Origin of the sequence: Bacillus sp. 2B09, from assembly GCF_003946835.1 — a bacterium.
In the GTDB taxonomy this organism is placed as follows: Bacteria; Bacillota; Bacilli; order Bacillales; family Bacillaceae; genus Bacillus; species Bacillus altitudinis.
Genome location: NZ_RPSG01000001.1, coordinates 250667 through 275023 on the forward strand (window position 1 = coordinate 250667; position 24357 = coordinate 275023).

Genomic DNA, 24357 nt, shown 5'->3' on the forward strand with positions numbered 1-24357 from the left:
CTGCACCACCCTCTAAATTCCACCGAACCTCCGGCCGCGGCGCTGGTACTCTCCGATAGCGCCTATGAGATGCTCATCAGAAAAGTCAGGCCAAAGCACATCCGTAAAGACAAACTCGCTGTATGCAATTTGCCAAAGCATAAAGTTGCTTAATCTAATTTCTCCACTCGTACGAATAAGCAAATCCGGATCTTGAAGAGATTCTGTCATTAAATAAGCTGAAAACATCTCTTCTGTGATGTCTTCTGCTCGAAGCTTGCCTTCTTTGACTTTTTCAGAAATTTGTCTGCATGCAGAAATAATTTCTGTCCGTCCTCCATAATTGAGCGCAAAATTTAAAATGAGTCCGTCATTATTCGCCGTACTCTTCACTGCGTTCTCTACCGCTTTTTTCGTATGCTGCGGGAGGCCGTCTGGATCACCTGTTAAACGTACACGGACATTTTCCTCGATGAGTTCAGGCAGATAGATGTTTAGAAACTCTTCAGGAAGCTTCATTAAAAAGTCTACTTCTAGTTTTGGACGTTTCCAATTTTCTGTAGAGAAAGCATACAAAGTCAGCACTTTGACATTCAGCTCATTTGCAAGCTTGGTCATGCGCTTGACAACTTTCATTCCTTCATGATGTCCTGCTACCCGTGGAAGCGCACGTTTCTTCGCCCATCTTCCATTCCCATCCATGATAATGGCGATATGTTCAGGAATTTCTCCATTTAATATGTCTTCTTTTGTCAGGCTTTCTAAGTTGGAAGCTGCTGTTTGCTGATTCTTCCAATTTTTGAGTATATTGAGCATGAGATTCCTCCATCACCCAAAAAGGTTGCGTTCCCGCTAATAATATAGTCCTCAACAGTATTAACAAAAAAACCCCCTGTAAACATGAAGAGGGTCTTTTCACTATTATCTATTGTACATAGTTTTTTCTTAAACTTCCATGATTTCTTTTTCTTTATCTTTTGTCACTTCATCAATTTTAGCGACATATTCATCTGTCAATTTTTGAACATCCTCTGTAGATGATCTTAATTCATCTTCAGTGATCTCCCCATTTTTCTCTAGCTTTTTCAATTCATCGTTTGCATCACGACGAACGTTACGAACAGCTACTTTTGCTTCTTCTGAGTATTTTTTCACAACTTTTACAAGTTCTTTACGTCTTTCTTCTGTTAGTGCTGGGATCGCAATACGGATCACGTTTCCGTCACTTGTTGGTGTGATACCAAGATCAGACTTTTGGATCGCCTTTTCGATATCACCGATCGCTGTTTTATCGTAAGGTGTGATAATCAGCATACGTGCTTCTGGCACTGTAATTGACGCAATTTGGTTTAGTGGTGTTTGCGCACCATAGTAATCCACTGTTACTTTGTCTAAAAGGGAAGCATTAGCTCTGCCCGCACGGACAGTTGCTAGTTCACGTCCGTATGCTTGAACGGCTTTTTCCATTTTTTCTTTTGTTTGGTTCAACACTTCTTTTGACACGTTATTTCCCCCTCACGATCGTTCCGATTGATTCGCCATTGACGGCACGTTTAATATTACCTTCTTCCATAATAGAGAAGACAATTAATGGAATGTCATTGTCCATACATAATGAGGACGCAGTAGAATCCATTACAGCAAGCCCTTCTTTTAGTACATCAAGATATGAAAGCTTATCATATTTTACTGCATCCGCATCTGTACGAGGATCAGCACTGTAGACACCGTCTACATTGTTTTTCGCCATTAAAATGACATCTGCTTCAATTTCAGCTGCACGAAGTGCTGCTGTTGTATCAGTAGAGAAATAAGGGTTACCAGTACCTGCAGCAAAAATCACGACACGTTTCTTCTCAAGGTGACGGATCGCTTTTCTTCTTATGTATGGCTCTGCAACCTGTCTCATTTCAATAGAGGTTTGTACTCTAGACTGAATGCCAAGCGTTTCTAGGCTGTCTTGTAATGCCAATGAATTCATCACTGTTGCAAGCATCCCCATATAGTCTGCTGTTGCCCGGTCCATTCCTAAGTCACTGCCTGTCTTACCACGCCAAAGGTTTCCTCCGCCTACAACGACTGCAACTTCAACATCAAGCTCTGCAATTTCTTTTACTTGCTTTGCAATTGATTGAATGACAGTTGGGTTAATTCCATTTCCAGCATCACCAGCTAGTGCTTCTCCACTTAGCTTCAGTACAATGCGATTATATTTCGGTTTGCTCATGATAACCTCCAAGTGTAAACTATACCGTCTCTTATTATGCGTAAGAAATCGTCTTTTGTAAATCAATATCCTCTAAAAAATAGGGAACACAGTGCTTGTGCTCCCTAAAAAAGCCCCAGAGAGCTTTTCAAACATTATTTTTTCACTTGGCTCATAACTTCTTCAGCAAAGTTGTCTTGACGCTTTTCGATACCTTCGCCCACTTCATAGCGAACATAAGTTTGAACAGTTGCGTTTTTCGCACCTACAACTTGTTTCACTTTTTCATCTGGGTTTTTAACGAATGCTTGGTCAAGTAAGCAAATTTCTTCGAAGAATTTGTTTAGACGGCCTTCTACCATTTTAGCAACGATATTTTCAGGCTTTCCTTCTTGAAGCGCTTGTTGTGTTAATACTTCACGCTCACGGTTTGCTTCTTCTTCAGACACTTGGTCACGAGAAATGTATTTAGGGTTTACAGCAGCAACGTGCATTGCGATGTCTCTCGCAAGCTCTTCATCAGTTGTTCCGTTAAGAACCGCTAATACACCGATGCGTCCGCCCATGTGTAAGTAAGAACCGAATGCAGCGTTATCTTCTTTTGTGATGACTGAGAAACGGCGCAGCGTAATTTTTTCTCCGATTTTCGCAATTGCAGAAGTAATATGTTCTTCAACTGTTGAACCATTTTCCATTTTAGAAGCATGTGCTTCTTCAATTGTTGCAGGTTTCGCAGCAAGTAAATGATCAGCAAGTTCGTTAAGAAGATTTTGGAATCCTTCGTTTTTCGCAACGAAATCAGTCTCAGAGTTCACTTCTAGGATAACGCCAGTGTTGCCGTCAGTTTTAATAAGAGTTAATCCTTCTGCCGCAATACGGTCTGCTTTTTTCGCAGCTTTTGCGATCCCTTTTTCTCTTAGAAGATCGATTGCTTTATCGATGTCACCATCAGTTTCTGTTAACGCTTTTTTACAGTCCATCATACCTGCACCAGTTTTTTGACGCAGTTCTTTTACTAATTGAGCAGTAATTGCCATTTTACATTTCCTCCTTCTATGTTAAAACACGGATTACTAGGTGAAAAAAAGGTGATAAAAGGCAGTTCCCTCTTATCACCTTTTGAATAGGTTACGCAGTTGTTGTTTCAGTTTCTGTCGTTTCTTCTACAACAGCTTCTTCTTCGCCTTGTTTAGACTCAAGAATCGCATCTGCCATTTTAGCAGTTAGAAGTTTTACAGCACGGATTGCATCATCGTTTGCAGGGATCACAACATCAATTTCGTCTGGATCACAGTTTGTGTCAACGATACCGATAATTGGGATATTCAATTTACGAGCTTCTGCAACTGCAATACGCTCTTTACGAGGGTCGATAATGAAAAGTGCATCTGGAAGACCCTTCATGTCTTTGATTCCGCCTAGGAATTTTTCAAGACGTTCTAATTCTTTTTTCAGTTGAACGACTTCTTTCTTAGGAAGAACTTCGAACGTACCGTTTTCTTGCATTTTTTCAATATCTTTTAAACGTTTGATACGTTTTTGGATTGTTTCAAAGTTTGTTAACGTTCCACCAAGCCAGCGTTGGTTTACATAGAACATACCAGAACGGATTGCTTCTTCTTTCACTGAATCTTGTGCTTGCTTTTTCGTACCAACGAAAAGAATTTTTCCTCCGTCAGCAGCAAGGTTTTTCGTGAAGTTGTAAGCTTCCTCTACTTTTTTCACCGTTTTTTGAAGATCGATGATGTAGATACCGTTACGCTCTGTAAAGATGTAACGCTTCATTTTTGGGTTCCAACGGCGTGTTTGGTGACCGAAGTGAACACCAGCTTCTAGCAATTGTTTCATAGAAATAACTGACATGTTGTTGCCTCCTAATATAATGGTTTTTTTTCCTCCGCTTAAGTCATGTTCACATAAAACTGCGCCACGGCAGCACCTTCATACGAATCATTAAGCGTGTGTATTTAACACCAAGAAATAATATAACACATGATGGACTGACAATCAAGAATCCTTTACAGCTTTCCGCTAAATTTTAATAAAAGCTCGATTTCTGTCTTGCCCGTTTTTAATTCTTTCGCTATTTCTTCTAATGATAGCCCTTGATCATATAAGGCCTTTACTTGATCCTCAAATGTTTCTTCTATTTCACTTTCAGAAGGCACAGAAGCTTCTGTTTCAAGACTTGAAACGGGTTCGTTTACCTTCTCTTCCTGCACCTCAACTTCGCTAAGGAGAGCCGACAGGTGCTCTGGAACTGGATCTTCACTTTCTACCGATTGCTGGGATTCAATTGGTGGTTGTGGTTGCTTTGGTGTCTGAAGATCCGATTTCAGCTCTTCAGCAGAAAAATCAGGGGAAGTAGCTGCAGCTTTTGATAGTTTTTCATTCTCTTCTTTGACTTCCATCAAAAATGCAGCCAGGGTATTTTCCGTTTCTTCTAAAAGCTCTCGCTGCTTTTGTTCTGTTGCCTTCAGCGAATTCATTCTCGTGTATAAAATGATCACAAAATAAATAAGTGCAGCATGAAGCATAAAGCTAATCAGCCATAGCATATTTTTTCACTCACTAACTCTTTAAGATTGAATGGCTTTATCAAGCAGATGCTTAAGCTTGAACAATGCCTTTGAATGAATTTGCGAAATGCGAGAGGTCGATAAATTAAGCACTTGACCGATTTCCGTTAACGTCAATTCCTCTTTATAGAAAAGACTAATCACAAGCTTTTCTTTTTCCGAAAGCTCTGTCATTTTTTCGGCAAGCTGTTCAATTAATTCATCTTTCAGCATTTTTTCTTCAGGTGTCACAGTCTTTTCGTCACGAATCATGACTTGAACGTTTTCTCCGTCTTCTTGATCATGCAGCTTCTCATCAATCGAGAGCAAATTCGCAAAGAACCCTTCATTCATCGTTGTGACCACATCTTGTTCACTCATGCCGAGTTCTTCAGCAACCTCTGTTGGTGTCACATTTCGCAAATATCGCTGTTCAAGCTTTTCAATTGCCGCTTCTACTTTTTTTGTTTTTTCTCTTGATGTACGAGGCAGCCAGTCCTCTTTACGAAGACCGTCGATGATGGCCCCACGAATTCTGAAGGATGCATATGTATCAAACTTCAGATCTCTTCCGGGGTCAAATTTTTCAAGGGCATCATATAAACCGAGCATCCCTAGACTGATCAAGTCTTCTTTGTGCACTGACTTCGGGAGACCGATGGAAATTCTTCCAACATGATATGTGACGAGCGGCATATAGCGGCGCATAAGATCATCTCCAGCAGCTGGGTCCTTCCACTCTTTCCATCTAGCCCATAGCGCCTGATCTTCGTAATTTAAGGATTGCATCTTTCTCCCCCTATACTTCCTTAGTTATATCTTCATAATGCCTTGTTTCACAGTGCGGATCTCAAGTTCTGTTGTAAGCGGATCGAATTCAATCGTGCGTCCATTGTTCCCGCCCGTGTCCTCACTAATGATCGGGATATGATGAAGAGACAGATGTTCTTTCACAGCTGATACATTTCTAGGTCCAATTCTCATCAGATCATTGGTTGACTTAAATTTAAACATTTCTGCGCCGCCAGCAAGCTTCGCTTTTAGCGCATGTTTGCGTGCTCCTTCTTTTAAGAGCAGATCAATTGTATGCTTGACACCTGTATCTGCATACTTAGCCAAGTTCTCTACCGCTCCTTTTGAAAGAGAGGAGTCTGGAAGCATGACATGGACAAGTCCTGCCAGTTTTTTTTCTTGGTCAAAAAGGACAAGTCCTACGCAAGAACCAAGACCGGATGTCCGAATACGGTCCGGTGTTTTCACAAGCTGAACATCCGCTATACCAACCTTTACAACTGCCGGAATCTGCACGTTCATTATAGGTTACCTAATGCTTTGAACAGTTTTTCAAACGATTCAAAGTCTGGTAATAGAAACATATTTCCTTTCAGCTCTTGCTTATTTTGATCATCAAAAATCGATGTATCAATCACAATTGCCTGATCGCCGAGAGGACTAAACTGCATTAACCCTTCACTAATGACAGCCCCGAACATATCGAGCGTGACATCTGGAACACTTGGGTGAAGCTGCAGTTTTGTTAAATCGGCAAGTGCTGATAAATAAGAACCTGCTAAAATATTTCCTAGCTCATGAAGCGCTGATGTTCCTAGCATGTGTTCATGAATCGTATCAATATCAAATGCTGGGTCCTGAACAAGCTCCCTTACAAATTGTTCAGCTTGTTCAAACGGCATAATGAAAAAGATTGAACCGGTAAGATCACCCTCCATTCGCAAAAAGATACTGGCAACTGGAAGGTCTGCTCCACCAAAGAAATCCATTAAATCTTCAAACGAGAGAACTTTGACAAAAGGAACAGCCATATCAATTTTGCGATTCAATAGGCTGGCAAGAGCAGACGCTGCATGGCCTGCTCCGATATTCCCAACCTCACTTAATATATCTAGCTGTTCATCTTTAATTTCATTGAAAATGCTCATTTCACATCCCCCTTAATGAACAGGTGCATCTTGCACGCTCTTGTCGAGGACCGCACCAGCATGAATGATATTGAATAGACGCTGATCATGCTTAATAATTCCTGTCACCCATGACAGTCCTTCTTTTTCAGCTGAATCAGTAGAAGATTCTACCTCTTCCTGATGGACAGTAATGACATCATTTGCTTCATCAACAATCCAGCCGACTTCAATGTCACCAACTTGTACAATAATCATTCTTGTTTCGTCTGTAATCTCGTTGTCAGTTGATCCAAGTCTCACTCTAAGGTCAATGACAGGTGTCACGACACCGCGTAGATTAATGACACCGCATATATAAGGGGCAACGCCAGGAACTCTTGTCGGCTGCTGCCATTTTTCAATGGACTTTACTTCTGATACTGAAATGGCGTATTCTTTTTTGTTTACGATAAACACAATCATCTTTTCGCCAGTTTTGATATCTGTACTCATTTCAGACCGCTCCTCTATTGTTTTTTACTTGATCAGTGCATTACAGTCAACGATGAGTGCAACCTGACCGTCACCTAAGATTGTTGCGCCTGATATCGCAAATACGTTTGGTAGGTAATCTCCAAGTGATTTTAATACGACCTCTTGCTGACCGATAAACGAATCGACCACAAATGCTGTTAGCTTGTCTCCTTTACGGACAACAATAATGTGCAGTTCTTCTTCTAAATCATTCGCATTTGGTACGTTGAACTGTTTCTTCAAGTACACAACCGGTACGATAAATCCGCGGAAATCAATGACTTCACGATCATGCGTTTGAAGGATGTCACTCTTCTTAATGACAGCCGTTTCTATAATAGAAGAAATCGGAATAGCAAATGTTTCTTCCTCTAGTTTCACAAGAAGTACGGAAATGATCGATAATGTGAGTGGAAGCTGAATTGAGAAAAGTGAGCCTTGACCTTCTGTTGAGTTAATACTCACAGAACCACCTAATGATTCCAGCTTGTTTTTCACAACGTCAAGACCTACACCTCGGCCCGAGATATCAGAAATCGTATCAGCTGTAGAGAACCCTGCTGCAAAGATCAATGAATCAATTTGGTGATCTTCAAGTGTTTCCGCTTCTCTTTCCGTAATAACTCCGCGCTCTAATGCTTTTTCAAGGACCTTTTTACGGTTAATCCCGCCGCCATCATCTTCTACTTCAATGAAGACATGGTTTCCGCTATGATATGCTTTTAAAAGAACAGTTCCTTTTTCTGGTTTGCCTTTTTTCACACGTTCTTCTGGTGATTCAATCCCGTGATCGAGACTGTTTCTAAGTAAGTGTAAGAGCGGATCGCCAATTTCATCGATCACTGTTCGATCAAGCTCTGTCTCAGCACCTTCAATGATCAGTTCAATTTTCTTATTGAGCTCTTTCGTCAATTGACGAATCATACGAGGGAATCTGTTAAACACCGTTTCTACAGGCACCATTCTCATGTTCAAGATGATCGATTGCAGGTCGCCAGAAATACGGGACATTCTTTCCACTGTATCCGTGAGTTCGTTGTTTTCAAGTTCTTTGGCAATCTGTTCTAAACGTCCTCTATCTATGACAAGCTCTTCAAACAGGTTCATAAGTGAATCTAGACGATCAATGTTGACACGGATCGTTTTCGTTCCGCCGGCAGCTGCACCGTTATTGCCATTTGCTTTTGGCGCATCGTTTGCTGGCGTTTTAGCAGCAGGCGCTGCGGCTTCTTCATTTTTCTGCTCAGGTTTCTCTGCTTTTGTTTCAGCCGGAGCCGCTTCTTCAAAGGCAGAGACTTCAGAAATCTCCACTTGTTCAACCTCTGAGATCGCTGTCACGATTTTTTTCACTTCTTCCATCGGCTGTTTCGATAAGTAAGAAATGCTGAATTCAGATTCAAAATCTTCTGATTCTAAAAGTTCTGCATTCGGAACCGTTTTGACAACTTCTCCTGCTTCGTTCAGTCTTTCAAAAATCATATAGACACGAACGGCTTTTAATAAGCATGCGTCACTTAATGTCACGGTCAGCTCATAACATTTAAAGCCTTGTTCTCTTGCTTCATCAAGAACTGTTCGTTCAAATTCGTTATAATCTAGGTCGCTTGCAGCTGATGATGCTTCAGCTGTCTCAACGGCAGATGCTGTTTCTGCATGGCTTCCTGTCACATCTAGTTTTTTACTAATCTCCGTGACATCACGTTTTCCATCCCCGCCCTCTGCAATCGATTGAACCATTGCTTCAAGGTGATCGAGTGCTTCAAACATCGTATCCATTGATTCAGGAGTGACAATCATTTGTTCGTTTCTGATGGCATCAAACATGTTTTCTAAATGATGTGTTAATTGAGCCATATCATCATAGCCCATCGTTGCACTCATGCCTTTCAGTGTATGAGCGGCTCTGAATATATCATTCACTAGCTGCAAGTCTGTTGGGTTCTTTTCTAATTCAAGAAGTTTTTCATTACAAGTTTGTAAGTGTTCTCTGCTTTCATCTAAAAAGATATCTAAGTATTGGTTTACATCCAACGTGTTCACGCCCTCTCTTTTTTCATGGAGCTTATAATTGCATGTGCGATGTCATCCACATGCCTTGTTTCATGTGCAAGGCCTGCTTTAATGACTGATTTAGGCATTCCGAAAACAACACATGATTCTTCTTTTTCTGCAATGACTTTTGTATGACCACTTGCGACCATTTTTTTGACACCTTCTGTGCCGTCACTACCCATTCCTGTCATAATGACAGCGATTTTCTCGTAACCTTTTATGTTGCTGATGGATTCAAATAAATAGTTAACAGAAGGTTTGTGACGGCTGTCAGTGTCTTCTGGGGACAGCCTGATCACTAAAGCTGCCCCTTGTTCATGAAGTGACATATTCAATCCACCAGGAGCTATGTAAGCCACTCCATTTTTAGCGATGTCTCCATCTTGAGCTTCTTTGATTGTAATTTGTGATAAATGATCTAATCTAGTAGCCAGCGATGCCGTAAATCCTGCCGGCATATGCTGCACAATCAAAATCGGCGCCTCTATGTCTTTTGGCAGCTTCGTGACGACTCGTTGAAGCGCCCTAGGCCCTCCCGTAGAAGTTCCGATTGAAATAATCTTTCGGAGTGATGAGCCGCTTCTTACTTCTTGCAGGCGGGGAGCGGCCGCTGGAATTGGACTTGGCGGCTTCATGAACGGCTTAGGAGAAACTTGTTTCTCAGTACGTTTTCTCGACAGGCCTGCCGCAAGTACCCGCTCTACAATTTGACCTCTTACTTTGTGTAAATCGAGCGAAATACTTCCTGAAGGCTTTGTCACAAAGTCAAAAGCACCGAGTTCTAAGCAATGGATGGTTAATTCCTTCCCTTGCTTCGTCTGGCTTGACACCATAATCACAGCAAGGTCGTGTTCAGCCAGAATTTGTTTTAATGCTTCTGTTCCATTTAGAACAGGCATTTCCACATCAAGTGTGACAACATCTGGATTCAATTCCTTAATCCGTTTTAAGGCATCTTCTCCATTTCGCGCCGTTCCGACGACTTCAATTTCTTGCTCGGCACTTAGGAAATCACTGATGAGTTTTCTCATAAAAGCCGAGTCATCTACTACAAGCACTCTAATCATGAGTCCACCTTCCTCCTTTTAAAAAAAGAGGACAACTTATCTATAAACGTATGCTGCTCTCTCTGTGCCTCTCTTATCTGCTGATGATAAAGTGTTTCAGCCAGCATTTTAATGGTTTTACTTAGCCTTGAATGAGGCTGCTTCATATAAAATGGCATTTGTTCAGTGACCGCTTTAGGAACAGCAGGATCATCAGGTACCGCACCAGCAAATACAAGCTTTCGGTGTAGAAATGACGTCACCACTCCTGCTAATTTCCGGTACGTTTCAGATCCTTCCGAAGGGGTTTTACACCGGTTGACAATGATTTGAACAGACTGTTCAAACTGATGAATGGCTAAGTGCTTAATTGCGCTGTAGGCATCCATGATGGATGTTGGTTCTGGCGTTGTCACAACGACCACTTCTCCTGCCGATAAAACAAATGGGAGTTGATCTTTTGACAAGCCTGCACCCATATCAAAGAATATACAATCAAAGTCATTCAATATTTTCTCCATCTCTTCTAAAAAGAACGACCATTGATCTTTGTCTAAAGAAAACAGCTGTTCAAGCCCGCTTCCGCCAGAAATGTAATACAGATTGTCCGTTCCTTTTGTCATAGCCGCTTGGAAGGATTTTTTTCTAACAAGCACGTCTAATATAGAGCTGGTCGATGTTTTCCCTAGTAAAATATCAATATTCCCCATGCCAAAGTCGAGGTCGATGATGAGCACTTGCTTGCCCGTACTTGCGATAGACAGTGCCATATTCAGCGTCAAATTCGATTTACCTACTCCGCCTTTACCGCTCATGACAGCAATGGTTTTCGCTTGTCCATTCGCACGAAGAGAGTTCGGTACAATCAGTTGGTTCTGCTGAACAAGCTTTCTTAAACCTTCGGCTTGGTCAGGCTTCATCATTGTAAGACCATCCTTGTCAAATCAAGGGGGGAACTCTCAAGAATATCCTCAGGCACATTTTGGCCATTTGTTAAAAACCCGAGCCCGATTTGAGATTCTGCAATGATTTGAAAGATCGTTCCCATCGTGTCTGTTTCATCAACTTTTGTAAAAATAAATTGATCGATTGGAACGTGTTCAAAACGTTTGACCATGGCTTTCATATCTTGATATTTCGATGTCGCACTCATGACGAGAAAACTTTGAATGCTTTCATCAAATGGAATGATATCTGTCAGCTCTTTGATGTACGCCTCTTCTTTAAAGTTACGGCCTGCTGTATCGATGAAAATATGATCATAGTCTTTAAAGGTCTGCTGTGCTTTCACAAAGTCCTCTCTTGAATAACAAACTTCAAGAGGTGCATTCAGCAGTTCAGCATATGTTTTTAGTTGTTCAATCGCGGCAATCCGGTACGTATCTGTTGTGATAAAAGCAATTTTCTTTTGCTGCTGAATAGCCGTTTTCGCAGCAAGCTTTGCAATCGTTGTCGTTTTACCAGCACCAGTTGAACCAAACAGCACAATGTATTTCGAACGAATCATCGGCTCATCAGAAGTGTGAGCCGGCAGCATCCCTGTGAGTAGTTTTTCAAGTTCTTTTTCAATCTGCTCTTCTTTCACAGCACCCTTTGTTAAAAGACCCTTTAAGCATTCATCTCGAATCTCATCATCAAGACCTTGATCTTTTAGCTTTTGATCCATTTTCATGAGAGAATCCGGCAAGATCCCGGCATGGCGTTCGTTTCTTGCATATTCTATAGGCTGAGAATGAGAAGGCGCTGCTTTGACTGCTTGAGCAGCAGCCGGCTGCTCTTGTGTAAGGTGTTGAGTCTGCTCCTTTTTCGGTAACACCGGGATAGGCGCAGCTGCTGGTTGTAATCCTTTGCCAGCTCTTTCTTCAAAATCTTGATCCAGCACTGCAATCACTTCGACCATTTGCTGTTTCTTTAAACCGAACAGCTTTCGTTTGACAACGGTTTTCGAATTTAATATGACGGCATCCTTCCCAAGCTGCTGCCTGATTTGGATCGTTGCCTCCTGCATAGAATTCGCTGTGATTTTTTTCATTTTCATTAGATATCCACCACTCCGATGCTCTGTACTTCCACATTTGCTTCTAGTTCGTTATAAGATAGTACCGGTAAATCTGGGAAATATCTTTCTAACAACTGTTTGACGTACATTCTTATAGGAGGTGAGCATAATAGAACCGGCGTTTCCTGACGAAGCGAAAGCTGTTCAATTTCTCTCGCCACTGATTGAATCACACTTTCAGAGGATTCTGGATCTAACGATAAGTAGTTCCCATGCTCTGTTTGCTGCACGCTGTCTGCAATCACCTTTTCGACTCGGCCTGAGCATGTCACGACTTTCAGTGATTCATTTTCTCTTGCATACTGTGCAGTAATCTGTCTTGCAAGTGCCTGTCTAACATACTCTGTTAGCAAGTCTGTATCAGTCGTTAATTTTCCGTAGTCTGCAAGGGTCTCAAAAATGGTCACAAGGTTTCGAATGGAGACCTTTTCTTTCAGAAGCTTTGCAAGTACTTTTTGGATATCCCCGACCGCTAGTGGATTCGGTGTTACCTCATCTACTAGAACTGGATAACTTTCTTTCAGATGATCGATTAATTGCTTCGTTTCTTGGCGTCCAAGCAGTTCATGGGTGTTTTGTCTAATCTTCTCTGTGATGTGGGTAGACACAACAGATGCTGGATCGACCACTGTATACCCAAGCATTTCAGCCTGATCTTTTTCTGCTTCTGATATCCATTTTGCCGGCAGGCCAAAGGATGGTTCGATTGTTTCAATTCCTTCAATCGGATCATCATCAGGCGTTGGAGACATCGCTAAGTAATGATCGAGCAGCAGCTCTCCTTTTGCCACTTCGTTCCCTTTTATTTTGAGCCTGTATTCGTTCGGGTTCAGCGCAATGTTGTCTCGAATACGGACAACTGGAATAACAAGACCTAGTTCAAGAGCAAGCTGCCTTCTGATCATGACAATTCGGTCTAGCAGGTCTCCGCCTTGATTGGCATCTGCAAGCGGGATCAACCCGTAGCCAAATTCAAATTCAATGGCATCCATTTGCAGGAGATGAATGACGCTTTCTGGACTTTTCATCTCTTCTACCTCTGCCTGTTCTTCCAGTACTTCTTCAATCTCTTCTTGATCCTGTTTGTTTTTCGACATCATGTACGCACCGAGTGCAAGTAAACCTGCGATCGGCCCTGTCAAAAGTACGCCAATTGGCGTAAACAATCCAAGCAGGAAGATCGTACCTGCTGTGACGTAAAGCATGGCAGGGAAGGCAAAGAGCTGACCCGTAATGTCTGAACCAAGGTTTCCGTTAGAAGCCGCTCTCGTGACAACAATCCCTGTCGCTGTTGAGATGAGAAGTGCAGGGATTTGCGACACAATTCCGTCCCCTACTGTTAAAAGAGTAAAGTGGGAAGCTGATTCTTGAATCGACATTCCTTGCTGAATCATCCCAATAATGATGCCAAAAATAATATTGATAATAACGATGATAATACCTGCGATGGCATCCCCTTTAACGAACTTACTTGCACCATCCATCGCACCATAAAAGTCTGCTTCTCTTGCTACTTTTTCACGGCGGTTTCTAGCTTCACTTTCTGTCAGCATTCCTGCATTCAAATCTGCGTCAATACTCATCTGTTTACCTGGCATCGCGTCGAGTGTAAATCTGGCCGCAACCTCTGATACACGCTCCGCCCCTTTGGTGATGACAATAAACTGAATGATGATCAGAATAAGGAAGACAACCAGACCAACGAGTATATTGCCCCCAACAACAAATGATCCAAACGTTTCTACAACCTTACCAGCATCTCCAGTTGATAAAATAGAACGGGTTGTAGAGATGTTAAGCCCTAAACGAAACAGTGTTAAGAGCAAAAGCAAAGACGGAAAAATGGAAAATTGCAGTGGTTCTTGCATGTTCATTGTGGTGAGAAGCACGATAAGCGCAAGAGAAATATTAATAATGATTAAAATACTTAATAGGATGGGCGGAAACGGTATGACCAGCATCGCCACGATTAAAATAACACTGAATAAAACAGATAAATCTCTTGCTGACATGCCTGTTCTCTCCTTTTAAAACCAAAAATTCATAAAATCTTTTGTTTCGTTTTATATACGTAAGCCAAAATTTCTGCGATCGCCTTAAAATACTCTTCCGGCACCGCTTGGTTGATATCCACTTGATCATAGAGGGCGCGGGCGAGTGGCCGGTTCTCTACAGTCATGACATCATGTTCTTTCGCAATTGTTCTAATTTTCAAAGCCAAAATATCCGTTCCCTTTGCCACAACATAGGGTGCGTCCATCTTTTCTTCGTCATATTTCAGGGCAATTGCGTAGTGGGTCGGGTTTGTAATGATGACGTCCGCTTTTGGGACTTCCTGCATCATCCGTCTCATGGCCATTTCCCTTTGCCGCTGTTTAATTTTTGATTTTATGAGCGGGTCACCCTCTGATTTTTTATACTCATCTTTGATGTCTTGTTTAGACATCCGTAAGTTTTTTTCATAATCAAATTTCTGATACATGTAGTCAAGCCCGGCTAAGATCAGAAGAGCACCTGCTGCATATAGCCCCATAATCAAGGTCATATTAGCCACGAAATGAAGGGTTTCCTCTGCAGTGAGTAGAGGGAGCCGCAAGATTTCGTCAAAGTGCATCCATAGAGCGATAAATGTCGCAAAACCAACAAAACCAATTTTCAAAATGGATTTTAATAGCTCAACGAGTGCTCGAATACTGTATATTCGTTTAAACCCTTTGATTGGATCAAGCTTTTCTAATTTGGGCTTGATCACTTCAGTTGAAAAGAGAAATCCAACTTGTAAATAGTTACTGATGATCCCTGCAAGCATCCCAACACCAAGAATTGGCATGAGGAGGAGACCTGTCTCTTGAAGCAATTCCAAGAATAACTGGTGAATATTAGATGTGCTAACCTTCATTAGCATCGTTGTTGAATAAAAACGTTCAATGAGCGCAATAATACGCTCTTTCATAAAAGGCCCAATAAAAAAGAATGATAAAAAGATTAGTAGAAATGAGATGGCTGTATTGACGTCGGTACTTTTGGCAACCTGCCCTTTTTTACGTGAATCCCGTCTCTTTTTCGGTGTTGCTTTTTCTGTTTTTTCACCTGCGAAAAATTGCAAGTCGAGTCTAAGTCTTGTCGTCATGACGAACCACCGACCAATGCTAAGAAGTTCCTCATGGTGAGCACAATCGTTTCAAATGTATTTTGGACGACCCCGAAGATGACACCCATACAAATGATGATCATAATAAAACTCACGCCCATTTTAATGGGAAGTCCAACGACAAATACGTTCATTTGCGGAACTGTACGTGCCACAATTCCTAATGCCAAATCGACTAAAAACAAACTAGCCACAACAGGTGCTGAGATTTGAAAGGCTATGATGAACATTTGGTTGAAGCTCTTTGCAATAAAGTAAGCAAAGGATTCACTACCGAAGTTCAGTGCATACTGATCAACTTGAATATATTGAAAACTGTAATAGATTCCATCAAGCAGCAAATGATGTGCATTTGTTGCCAGCATCAGCAGCAAGGTCACCGTATAAAAAAACTGCCCCATCAGCGGCGTTTGCGCCCCTGTTTGTGGATCAATAATATTGGCGATCGCAAAGCCCATTTGAAAATCGATGAATGAGCCGGCAATTTGAACTGCGGACACCATGATATATGCAATCAGTCCAAGAAGAAGTCCGACCATTGCTTCTTTCACGGCAAGCATCATGTAAAGACCGTCGATATCGAGTGCTGGCGGTTCTTTAATGGTGCTAAAACTAATGACAGCCAAAAACAGTGAAAAACCAACTCTGTGAACTGCTGGTATCGTTCGATGCGCTAATAGCGGCACTGTCACAAAAAAAGCGGTGATCCGAATGAAAACGAGAAGAAAGGCAGGAAATAATTCTATGATTGACATCTCTGATTAACCTGCAAATCGATCTAAATTCGAGAACAGCTCTGTTGTAAATGACACAATTGTTGAAAGCATCCACGGACCAAACACAACAAGTCCAATGAGCACTGCAACAATTTTTGGAATGAACGCAAGCGTCTGTTCTTGGATTTGGGTTGTCGCCTGAAACACACTGACAATTAGTCCCACGATTAGTGCGAGCGCAAGAAGCGGCCCGCTGACAAGTAAAACAACATACACTGATCTTTCAGCCATCGTAATGACAAATTCTGAACTCATGTTTTAAGCACCTACTCTAAAAGCTTTGCAGCAAAGATTTAACAATCAAATACCATCCATCAACTAATACAAATAACAATATTTTGAAAGGGAGCGATATCATAACCGGCGGAAGCATCATCATCCCCATCGACATCAGGACACTTGCGACCACCATGTCAATAATTAAAAATGGAATAAAAATCATAAAACCAATTTGAAATGCCGTCTTTAATTCTGAAATTGCAAACGCTGGTACCATCGCCGTTAAGGGAATATCTTTAATCGATTCAGGGGTATCCATTTTTGCGTAACTAAGAAATAAAGCCAAATCTTTCTGTCTCGTATGTTTACTCATAAACTCTTTAATTGGCACTTCGGCTTTTTCATAGGCCTGATTTAACGTAATATCATCATTTAAAAGCGGCGTGAGTGCCTCTTTATTAATCTCTGAGAACGTGGGTGCCATAATAAAAAATGTGAGAAACAAAGCAAGTCCTACAAGCACTTGGTTTGGCGGCATTGAGTTGGTTGCAAGTGATGTTCTGACGAACGAAAGAACAATCACAATCCGTGTAAAACAGGTCATTAAAATAAGAATGCCTGGTGCAACTGAAAATACAGTTAACAATAAAAGAAGACGGACAGATGTGCTAATATTCCCTGCGCCACTGGAATTAAATAAATCGATAAACTCATTCATTTTGTTTCGGGCCTTTCTTTCTGACTTCTGATTGGGTCTTTTTCAATTCGGCTAGCTGCGCCTTTAAATTGGCTGAAAAAGAAGAAGTGGTCGGCTGATCGTGTTTCTTCACTTGCGATGTTAATTTTTGCATCATTTTCGGTAAGTCAGTCTTACTTTCCATCGCTTCTTCGTATTGTTTCACAATCGCTTCGCATTCTTGTTCATCATCGATTTCTTTTAGCAGCTGGATTGAGTCTGCTACGCCGACAACTAATACTCGTTTGCCCACTTTGATCAGCTGAACTGAACGATTTTGACCAACCGTCGTTCCGCCAATATTTTCAACATAGCGAAATGGCTTGAGTAAGCGGTTTTGCTTTCCAACAAATCTCACCAATCCGTAAATGAGCAGGATGACAAAAAGTAAGGCACCAATCATTTTGACAAAATCCATAATGGAGACAGAAGAAGAGGGAACTTCTTCTGCCGGATTCGTTTGATTGTCAGTGGTTTTCTTTTCTGTATCCTTTTTGCTTTCTTTCTCATCTTTGATCCAGTCATTCACCATGCCATTTTCAGGATCTTTTGTTTCAGCAAACAGTGAGGCTGGCTGCGCTGTCAAGAAAAGCATAAAACTGATCATTGCTATACATATCAAACGTTTTTTCAACAAGTCTTACACCCTTTTTTAGCCTAACGTTTTATTAATTGCTTCAAGTACACGGTCTGCCTGGAATGGCTTCACGATAAAGTCTTTTGCACCTGCTTGAATGGCATCAATAACCATTGATTGTTGTCCCATCGCTGAGCACATAATGATTTTTGCCGAAGCATCGATTTGTTTAATTTCTTTTAATGCTGTGATCCCGTCCATTTCTGGCATTGTGATATCCATTGTGACTAGATCAGGAGATGTTTCTTTATATTTTTCAACAGCTTGTGCGCCGTTTTCTGCTTCTCCTACTACATCAAATCCGTTTTTTACAAGAATATCCTTAATCATCATTCTCATGAATGCTGCATCATCTACGATTAATACCTTAGTAGCCATTTACTTATTCTCTCCCTATATGTTTGTTTATTTTAAATTAGAAAGTCTTTCTGACTGACTTAAAATGTCAGTCACACGTACACCAAAGTTTTCATCAATAACAACAACTTCTCCTTTGGCGACGATTCGTTTGTTGACCAGAATGTCGACTGGCTCACCTGCAAGTTTGTCCAGTTCAATGATACTTCCAGCGGAAAGTTCAAGTACTTCTTTCACACTGCGCTGCGTTCTTCCAAGCTCCACTGTAATGGAAAGTGGAATATCCATCAGCATATCAAGATTACCGAGCTGACTTGTTGTATGCTGTGGCTCACTGAATGCCTCAAATTCAACTGGCGCCACATTGACAGGTTCTGCCGGCTTTGGTTTCGCCTGTCTTTTCGGCGGTGCCGATTGCTGCATAGGAGCAGATTGTGCTTGCGGAGTAGCCTGCTGTGGTTCAGGTGCACTCTGAGGTGCTTCTTGAACCGGCTCTTCTTCCGCTGGGTCTGTTAATTCTGCAATCAAATCTTTCGCAAACGTAATAGGGTAAAGCTGCATAATATTTGAATCTATGAGTTCACCTATCGTTAATCTAAAGGACACTTTGACAAGCATCTCTTCAGCTGGAATGCGGTCTGTGCCTTCTCCTTCTTTCACATCAAGCAGCTCAACGCGAGGCGGAGAAATATCAATCTTTTTATTAAAGACTGTTGACATGGACGTCGCTGCTGAACCCATCATTTGGTTCATCGCTTCTTGTACTGCACTTAAGTGAATTTCACTTAACGACGGGTCAGCATTTGTTCCATCTCCGCCCATCATTAAATCCGCAATGACTGCCGCATCGGTTTGCTGGATGACAAGCAGGTTACTAGCGCTGAAGCCTTCCGTATAATTCACTTCAATCGCGACATACGGATGAGGAAATTCCTCATTCAGCTTGCTTTTTTGAATCACTGTGACAGTTGGAGTTGTAATCTCCACTTTTTGACTTAATAGGGTTGAAAGTGCTGTTGCAGAGCTTCCAAATGATATATTTCCGATTTCCCCAATGGCATCTTGTTCCATTGCAGAAAGGAGTGTATCAGGCTCTATATCGTCATTGCTGCCTCCTTTAAGGAGCGCATCGATTTCATCTTGTGATAATTTACTTCCGTTATTCTCCATCTTCTTCACCTCTTATGTCGTGATCTAGAATTTGAATCGCCTGTTTCCGATTCACGCGGCCGGCCTGTCCCAAGAATTTCGGTTTATTTCCGACCATAACAGTAAGAGGCGCATTTACTGGTTTGTCCAAGGCAATACAATCACCAATTTCCAAATTCAAAAACTCTTCCACCGTCATTTCCGATTGTCCAAGCTCTGCGACTACCGGTATTTTCGCCGTCATAATCCGTTTTTCAATGGCCTTTGTTTCTTCTTGTTTCGGTTCATTTCGTTCAGATTGCATCCAGTAGTGTACAGACAGCTTCGGAATAATAGGCTCTAATACTACGTGAGGAATACAGAGGTTAATAACCCCGCTTACCTCACCAATTTGTGTATTAAGAGAAATGACGACAACTGTTTCATTTGGTGACACCATTTGAACAAACTGGGGATTTACCTCGAAATCTGCCATTTCTGGCTCGATGTCGGTTATGGACTGCCACGCTTCTCTGTAGTTTTCCAAAGCTCCCTCAAACATGTTTGAGATAATCTTTGTTTCGATTTCTGTCAGTGATTCTGTCTTATTATGACTAATGCCAATCCCACCCATCAGCCTATCCATCATGGCATAGCCAATCGTTGGGTTCACTTCAAGCATGATTCTTCCTTCAAGCGGGCTGACGTAAAATAAGTTTAATAATGTCATATTAGGAATCGAACGAATAAATTCTTCATATGGTACTTGGTCAACCGAGCTGACAGAAATTTGAATATATGATCTTAGCTGCGCTGAAAAGTGTGTGGTAAGCAGTCTAGCGAAGTTATCATGAATTCTTGTTAAACTTCGAATCTGGTCTTTTGAAAAGCGCAGTGCACGTTTAAAGTCATACACTTTCACTTTTTTCGTCGTTTCTTCTTTTTTCAGCTCTTCTGCATCCATTTCGCCTGTTGATATGGCGGATAATAATGCGTCGATCTCATTCTGGGAAAGCACTTCTCCTGACATTTCTTCACCTCCATCGTGTCAATTAATCGCCTCTATTGCAGATTAAAGGAGGTTATATAAACTTCTTTCACCTTGCCATCTTGCAAATAGTTATTCACTTTGTTTTTGACCTGTGTTTTAAAATGTTCTCTGCCTTTTTTGCCATCAAGTTCATCTGCATTCGTGTCTGATAAAATATCGATCACAGCATCTTTCACTTGGAAGCTTCTTTTTTCAAGCTCTTCTTTGGCTTTTTCTGAATCTGTTTCAATATTTAGTACAAGTTTAACCGCATTTCCTTCAGATTTTAAATTGGTCACAATCTCAGGAATTTCAACAGAAGCTTTTACGACTTCATCTGCTGTTGGCTCTTTTTCTGCTTTTGCTTCGTCTGACCCATTCACCAGAAAGACAATACCTGCTCCAATTCCGACGATAGCAATAATCATGATTAGCATTACTACGACTAATTTCTTCTTCATTCAAACTCCTCTATTCCTTGATTCAATGAAATGACTTGGATTTTTCTATAGAAAGAAATGATTTTCTCCTGAAGCTGCTCTTCATCTTCTTTCACAACGAATTTCTTTCCATTGGCGAGTGTAATGGTCGTGTCTGGAAAGCTTTCGATTTGCTCGATATGGAGAGCGTTGAGCATAAATCCTTTGCCATTTAATCTTGTCACTTCAATCATATTAAGCAGAGAAGCGATAAACCGCTCCCCCTACCTCCTATCGTTTCAGATTCACAAGTTCTTGCAGAATTTCATCAGATGTTGTGATCGTCTTTGCATTCGATTGGAATCCACGCTGTGCGATAATCATTTCTGTAAACTCGTCTGTTAAATCAACGTTTGACATTTCAAGTTTACCTGTTTGAAGTTCACCTGTTCCTTGAGTTCCAGGAGCCATGGCATTACTTGGTGCACCGGAACTGAGTGTTTGGCGATATAAGTTATCCCCAACTTTATCTAATCCTCCTGCATTACTGAAAGACACAAGTGATACTTGTCCAACAGTACGAGAAACGTTGTTCTCAACAACAGAAACGGTCCCATCTGGCCCAACACTAACACTTGACACATTGTCTCGTGGAATGTTGATTCTTTGCCCATCCATGCCAAGAAGATAGTTTCCATCAGATGTTACCAAATCCCCATTTGAATCAGGTTTGAAGTTCCCTGTTCTTGTAAATAGGATTTCACCTTGCTTTTCAATACGGAAAAATCCATCTCCATTAATATAGAAATCATATGGTTCGTCTGTATTTTGAGAAGAACCTGATGTCATGATTTTATCAATAGAAGATAAAGCTGATCCTAATCCAACTTGTTTTGAGTTGATTGAACCAGAGTTATTTGTCGGTCCACCAGAACTTGCAATGGTTTGACTGACCATATCTTTAAACGTGATACGGCTTTTTTTGTATCCGTGTGTATTGACGTTTGCTACGTTATTGGCTACCACATCTAATTTTGTTTGGAAGTTTTTCATTCCGCTAATTCCTGAGTAAAGTGAGCGTAACATTTATTTTCCTCCTCGATTTGCTTACGATTTTTCTCCAACAGTTGTAACGTCCCAAGGGCTGATTTTCGTTCCATCTTCTAAATATAGGAAGTATTCATTGTTTATGTTTTTCACAGACTTCACAATGCCAGATATGTCTTTATCATCTTGTTTACCCTCTACTTCTTTACCAATCCAGCCTACATATGTCGTAAATGGATCTTGGTGTGCAACAAATGTAGACATGATCTGATTCATTTGAGTGATCGATTCGTTCATATTCATTTGCTGTTCTAAAGAAGAAAATGTTGCAAGCTGTGTGACAAACTCACGGTCATCAATCGGGTTTGTCGGATCTTGGTTTTGAAGCTGCGTAAGCAAGATTTTTAAGAACTGATCTCGGCCAAGTGTATCTGTTTTCTTTGCTGTGTTTGAAGAAGTGTCCGCTTGTGCGGCTGTTCTATTCGTCGCATCAACAGTTGCCATTAGATCTCCTCCTCTTCTTCTTCTGATCCAACAAGCGCATCCAGTACATCTTGGAATTCAGCTTCCTGTTCATCAGGCTGCTGGAAACTTTGTCCTTTTGATGGCTGCTGCTTGCCTTCCTCATTAAATTGTCCAAAAGACGGCTGCTCATTTGACTGAAGCGGTATATGGAAACGGTCAACTTGAACCGACATATTCGGTAACGCCTGCTTGAGCTGCGGCAGATGATGCTCGAGCAGCTCTTTTGCTGCTTGCGTTGAAGCTGTAATTTTACTCGCATACATCCCGTTTTGTTTCGTTAGCTGGATGGTAATAAACCCTAGATTTTCTGGATTTAATCGTACGGTAAACCGTCCGCTTGAATTGCCAAATGGTGTGAACTTCATTTGTTTCCACGTATTTAAAATCTGCTGATCAACCGTGCCTGGCTTTTCGTCAGTTGTTTGCGTCTGCTGCACAGGAGCAGCTGATTGCAGTTGGAAGAACTGTTTATGCCCTGGAAGCAGCGTATGGGTGATTGTTTTTTCAGAAGCAGGTGCCGTAGTGCCTTGACCTTTGGTGACTTCTTTTTTCATAAGCCATTCAAGTGAGGCAGCACCTTTTGCTGGAGATGAGAAGGAAGATTCTTGCCTTGGAGCAACCATTTCTTTTAACTCTCCTAAGGAAATTTTCCACTCTTTATCTGACCCTTTCGCATTCGCCATCATATGATCGATTAACTGATTAAAGTGTTTCAGCTCGCTTTGCGACATATTATTCAGCTTAGGTGCCGATCCTTGCGAGAAGAACTGCTCTTTTACTTGTTGAATGAGCTTTTCATCTGCTCCGTTTTTCGTTAGAAACTTGATGAAATCTTCACCTTTTGCTTGAATATCCTGTACAAGTTTTGCATCAAAGCTCACCGGCTGCTGATTCAGTATTTGATATAAGAAAAAGTGGACTTGTATGAGCTGTTCACTATGTTCAGCAACTGGCTTCTCATCCTGATCGCCATAGATCACCGATTCCATCTTTTGAAATAGCTCTTCAAGTGACTTTAAGTCAGCCCCCTCAAGCTTTTGCCCTTGCAGCGCCTGAAGTGCCGCAAGAAGATCTCCATCTATTCCTTCTTCAGGTGATTGCATCCATTTTTCAATGATTTGCATCGCATCATTCATGGATAGATTGGTTTCCGCTGGCTGAGAAATAGCTGGACCACTTTGAATACCTGCGCCATTTAACAATTGTTTAAACAGGCCGCGAGCAGATACTGCCCCCTCTCCCTTTAGTCCCGAGAGACTTTGGGAAGATTGCTGTAAGGCTCCAATGTCCAATAGCTTCACTTATTGTCCACCCCCATTTTCACTTTCTTCTTTTTTGGCAAGCTCCTTCGTGAACGTTGCTGCCTTCTGAGGTGTCAGTTTTGCTAATATGTCCGTCAGCTTATTTTTACTCAGCTCTTCAAGGATCTTCAAAGCTTCTTTATCACTTAGCTCTGATAAAATTTTGGCAGATTTCCCTGCATCCATGCTTTCATAAATGCTGGCGACCTTTCCTTTTGATTGCTGATTAGAAGATGCTGACGAATCAGAGGAAGATCCTGATGCGTTATTACTTGATGATGTACTGTTTGATGAACTGTCACTTGCTGACGTGTTCTCTTTATCAGAGGTTTTTTCAAGTGAATTGATTTTTTGATTCAATCGTTTAATCTCTTCATCACTTGTCTTCAAGTCTTTTTGAGCAATTTCAAGTTCATTCTCTTGTTCTTTAATCGTCTTTTTCAACGCTTTCAACTCTGTATCACGTTGATCGTTATTTGAAGATGACGTTTTTGATGTGTCATCTGATCCAACCAAGCTGCTAATCCCTGGAATGTTTTGGAGCGGTTTCTTTAGATCATAACCTGCCATATAAAGGATTGTGCCCGTTACAATCACAAGCACAACCAATGGGATAATGACAATAAACAAGATCCATTGAAATTTACCGCCGCCGCTTGATTCCTTTGTTTTTTCCTTCTTAGGCATTCATCTCGA

29 protein-coding genes are annotated in these 24357 nt (G+C 41.3%); all 29 read right to left on the reverse strand.

Going from position 1 to position 24357, the window contains the following annotated elements; translation table 11 throughout:
- Window positions 1-12: 12 nt before the first annotated feature.
- On the reverse strand, window positions 13-795 hold the full coding sequence (locus tag EBQ12_RS01240) for an isoprenyl transferase (RefSeq protein WP_007499552.1): 783 nt from the start codon (window positions 793-795) through the stop codon (window positions 13-15).
- Window positions 796-924: 129 nt separating this feature from the next.
- Window positions 925-1482 carry a ribosome recycling factor gene (gene frr, locus EBQ12_RS01245; RefSeq protein ID WP_125588871.1) on the reverse strand — a complete coding sequence of 186 codons (558 nt, stop codon included), beginning with the start codon at window positions 1480-1482 and terminating at the stop codon, window positions 925-927.
- Between the two features lies 1 nt (window position 1483).
- On the reverse strand, window positions 1484-2206 hold the full coding sequence (pyrH, locus tag EBQ12_RS01250; RefSeq protein WP_008344767.1) for a UMP kinase: 723 nt from the start codon (window positions 2204-2206) through the stop codon (window positions 1484-1486).
- 134 nt (window positions 2207-2340) lie between these two features.
- A complete protein-coding gene (gene tsf / locus EBQ12_RS01255; RefSeq protein ID WP_007499558.1) occupies window positions 2341-3222 on the reverse strand; it encodes a translation elongation factor Ts in 882 nt (293 codons plus the stop codon).
- A gap of 91 nt (window positions 3223-3313) precedes the next feature.
- A complete protein-coding gene (rpsB, locus tag EBQ12_RS01260; RefSeq protein WP_007499561.1) occupies window positions 3314-4048 on the reverse strand; it encodes a 30S ribosomal protein S2 in 735 nt (244 codons plus the stop codon).
- Between the two features lie 155 nt (window positions 4049-4203).
- Entirely contained in the window at window positions 4204-4743 is a 540-nt protein-coding gene (locus EBQ12_RS01265) for a hypothetical protein (protein WP_017367254.1), read from the reverse strand.
- A 21-nt stretch (window positions 4744-4764) separates the two neighbouring features.
- Window positions 4765-5532: a FliA/WhiG family RNA polymerase sigma factor gene (locus tag EBQ12_RS01270; RefSeq protein ID WP_007499565.1), complete on the reverse strand. Its 768-nt coding sequence runs from the start codon at window positions 5530-5532 to the stop codon at window positions 4765-4767.
- Window positions 5533-5556: 24 nt separating this feature from the next.
- The gene (locus EBQ12_RS01275; protein WP_007499566.1) at window positions 5557-6057 is read right to left on the reverse strand and encodes a chemotaxis protein CheD; all 501 of its coding nucleotides are present in this window, start codon (window positions 6055-6057) and stop codon (window positions 5557-5559) included.
- A complete protein-coding gene (locus EBQ12_RS01280; RefSeq protein ID WP_017367253.1) occupies window positions 6057-6683 on the reverse strand; it encodes a chemotaxis protein CheC in 627 nt (208 codons plus the stop codon). Before EBQ12_RS01280 ends, EBQ12_RS01275 begins: the two co-directional genes overlap by 1 nt.
- A 12-nt stretch (window positions 6684-6695) precedes the next feature.
- Window positions 6696-7157, reverse strand: coding sequence for a chemotaxis protein CheW (locus EBQ12_RS01285; protein WP_008344771.1), 462 nt, complete (start codon window positions 7155-7157; stop codon window positions 6696-6698).
- A 24-nt stretch (window positions 7158-7181) separates the two neighbouring features.
- On the reverse strand, window positions 7182-9209 hold the full coding sequence (locus EBQ12_RS01290) for a chemotaxis protein CheA (protein WP_125588873.1): 2028 nt from the start codon (window positions 9207-9209) through the stop codon (window positions 7182-7184).
- A gap of 5 nt (window positions 9210-9214) precedes the next feature.
- Window positions 9215-10297: a protein-glutamate methylesterase/protein-glutamine glutaminase gene (locus EBQ12_RS01295; RefSeq protein ID WP_008344775.1), complete on the reverse strand. Its 1083-nt coding sequence runs from the start codon at window positions 10295-10297 to the stop codon at window positions 9215-9217.
- Window positions 10294-11199: a MinD/ParA family protein gene (locus EBQ12_RS01300; protein ID WP_035392057.1), complete on the reverse strand. Its 906-nt coding sequence runs from the start codon at window positions 11197-11199 to the stop codon at window positions 10294-10296. Before EBQ12_RS01300 ends, EBQ12_RS01295 begins: the two co-directional genes overlap by 4 nt.
- A complete protein-coding gene (flhF, locus tag EBQ12_RS01305; protein ID WP_125588875.1) occupies window positions 11196-12314 on the reverse strand; it encodes a flagellar biosynthesis GTPase FlhF in 1119 nt (372 codons plus the stop codon). Before flhF ends, EBQ12_RS01300 begins: the two co-directional genes overlap by 4 nt.
- Complete coding sequence (gene flhA, locus EBQ12_RS01310; RefSeq protein ID WP_008344782.1) at window positions 12314-14347, reverse strand: flagellar biosynthesis protein FlhA; 2034 nt, start codon at window positions 14345-14347, stop codon at window positions 12314-12316. The genes flhF and flhA overlap by 1 nt, the downstream gene beginning before the upstream one ends.
- 29 nt (window positions 14348-14376) lie before the next feature.
- The gene (gene flhB / locus EBQ12_RS01315; RefSeq protein WP_041090513.1) at window positions 14377-15465 is read right to left on the reverse strand and encodes a flagellar biosynthesis protein FlhB; all 1089 of its coding nucleotides are present in this window, start codon (window positions 15463-15465) and stop codon (window positions 14377-14379) included.
- Entirely contained in the window at window positions 15462-16241 is a 780-nt protein-coding gene (gene fliR, locus EBQ12_RS01320; protein WP_007499578.1) for a flagellar biosynthetic protein FliR, read from the reverse strand. Before fliR ends, flhB begins: the two co-directional genes overlap by 4 nt.
- 6 nt (window positions 16242-16247) lie before the next feature.
- Window positions 16248-16517, reverse strand: coding sequence for a flagellar biosynthesis protein FliQ (gene fliQ / locus EBQ12_RS01325; protein ID WP_003211206.1), 270 nt, complete (start codon window positions 16515-16517; stop codon window positions 16248-16250).
- A 16-nt stretch (window positions 16518-16533) separates the two neighbouring features.
- Window positions 16534-17199, reverse strand: coding sequence for a flagellar type III secretion system pore protein FliP (fliP, locus tag EBQ12_RS01330; RefSeq protein ID WP_007499580.1), 666 nt, complete (start codon window positions 17197-17199; stop codon window positions 16534-16536).
- Window positions 17192-17851: a flagella biosynthesis regulatory protein FliZ gene (gene fliZ / locus EBQ12_RS01335; RefSeq protein WP_041090515.1), complete on the reverse strand. Its 660-nt coding sequence runs from the start codon at window positions 17849-17851 to the stop codon at window positions 17192-17194. Before fliZ ends, fliP begins: the two co-directional genes overlap by 8 nt.
- Window positions 17852-17869: 18 nt before the next feature.
- Window positions 17870-18232 (reverse strand): response regulator, encoded by a 363-nt coding sequence (locus EBQ12_RS01340; RefSeq protein ID WP_007499584.1) that lies wholly within the window; start codon window positions 18230-18232, stop codon window positions 17870-17872.
- A 27-nt stretch (window positions 18233-18259) separates the two neighbouring features.
- Window positions 18260-19381 (reverse strand): flagellar motor switch phosphatase FliY, encoded by a 1122-nt coding sequence (gene fliY, locus EBQ12_RS01345; RefSeq protein ID WP_125588876.1) that lies wholly within the window; start codon window positions 19379-19381, stop codon window positions 18260-18262.
- The gene (gene fliM / locus EBQ12_RS01350; RefSeq protein WP_008354483.1) at window positions 19371-20369 is read right to left on the reverse strand and encodes a flagellar motor switch protein FliM; all 999 of its coding nucleotides are present in this window, start codon (window positions 20367-20369) and stop codon (window positions 19371-19373) included. The genes fliY and fliM overlap by 11 nt, the downstream gene beginning before the upstream one ends.
- A gap of 32 nt (window positions 20370-20401) precedes the next feature.
- Window positions 20402-20830 (reverse strand): flagellar basal body-associated protein FliL, encoded by a 429-nt coding sequence (gene fliL / locus EBQ12_RS01355; RefSeq protein ID WP_007499592.1) that lies wholly within the window; start codon window positions 20828-20830, stop codon window positions 20402-20404.
- Window positions 20827-21042 (reverse strand): swarming motility protein SwrD, encoded by a 216-nt coding sequence (swrD, locus tag EBQ12_RS01360; RefSeq protein WP_008344794.1) that lies wholly within the window; start codon window positions 21040-21042, stop codon window positions 20827-20829. The genes fliL and swrD overlap by 4 nt, the downstream gene beginning before the upstream one ends.
- A 37-nt stretch (window positions 21043-21079) precedes the next feature.
- Window positions 21080-21874 carry a flagellar basal body rod protein FlgG gene (gene flgG, locus EBQ12_RS01365; RefSeq protein ID WP_008344796.1) on the reverse strand — a complete coding sequence of 265 codons (795 nt, stop codon included), beginning with the start codon at window positions 21872-21874 and terminating at the stop codon, window positions 21080-21082.
- A 21-nt stretch (window positions 21875-21895) separates the two neighbouring features.
- On the reverse strand, window positions 21896-22339 hold the full coding sequence (flgD, locus tag EBQ12_RS01370) for a flagellar hook assembly protein FlgD (protein WP_052320406.1): 444 nt from the start codon (window positions 22337-22339) through the stop codon (window positions 21896-21898).
- A complete protein-coding gene (locus EBQ12_RS01375) occupies window positions 22339-23661 on the reverse strand; it encodes a flagellar hook-length control protein FliK (protein ID WP_125588878.1) in 1323 nt (440 codons plus the stop codon). Before EBQ12_RS01375 ends, flgD begins: the two co-directional genes overlap by 1 nt.
- Window positions 23662-24348, reverse strand: a complete 687-nt coding sequence (locus EBQ12_RS01380; RefSeq protein ID WP_017359089.1) for a MotE family protein — start codon at window positions 24346-24348, stop codon at window positions 23662-23664.
- Between the last annotated feature and the right edge of the window lie 9 nt (window positions 24349-24357).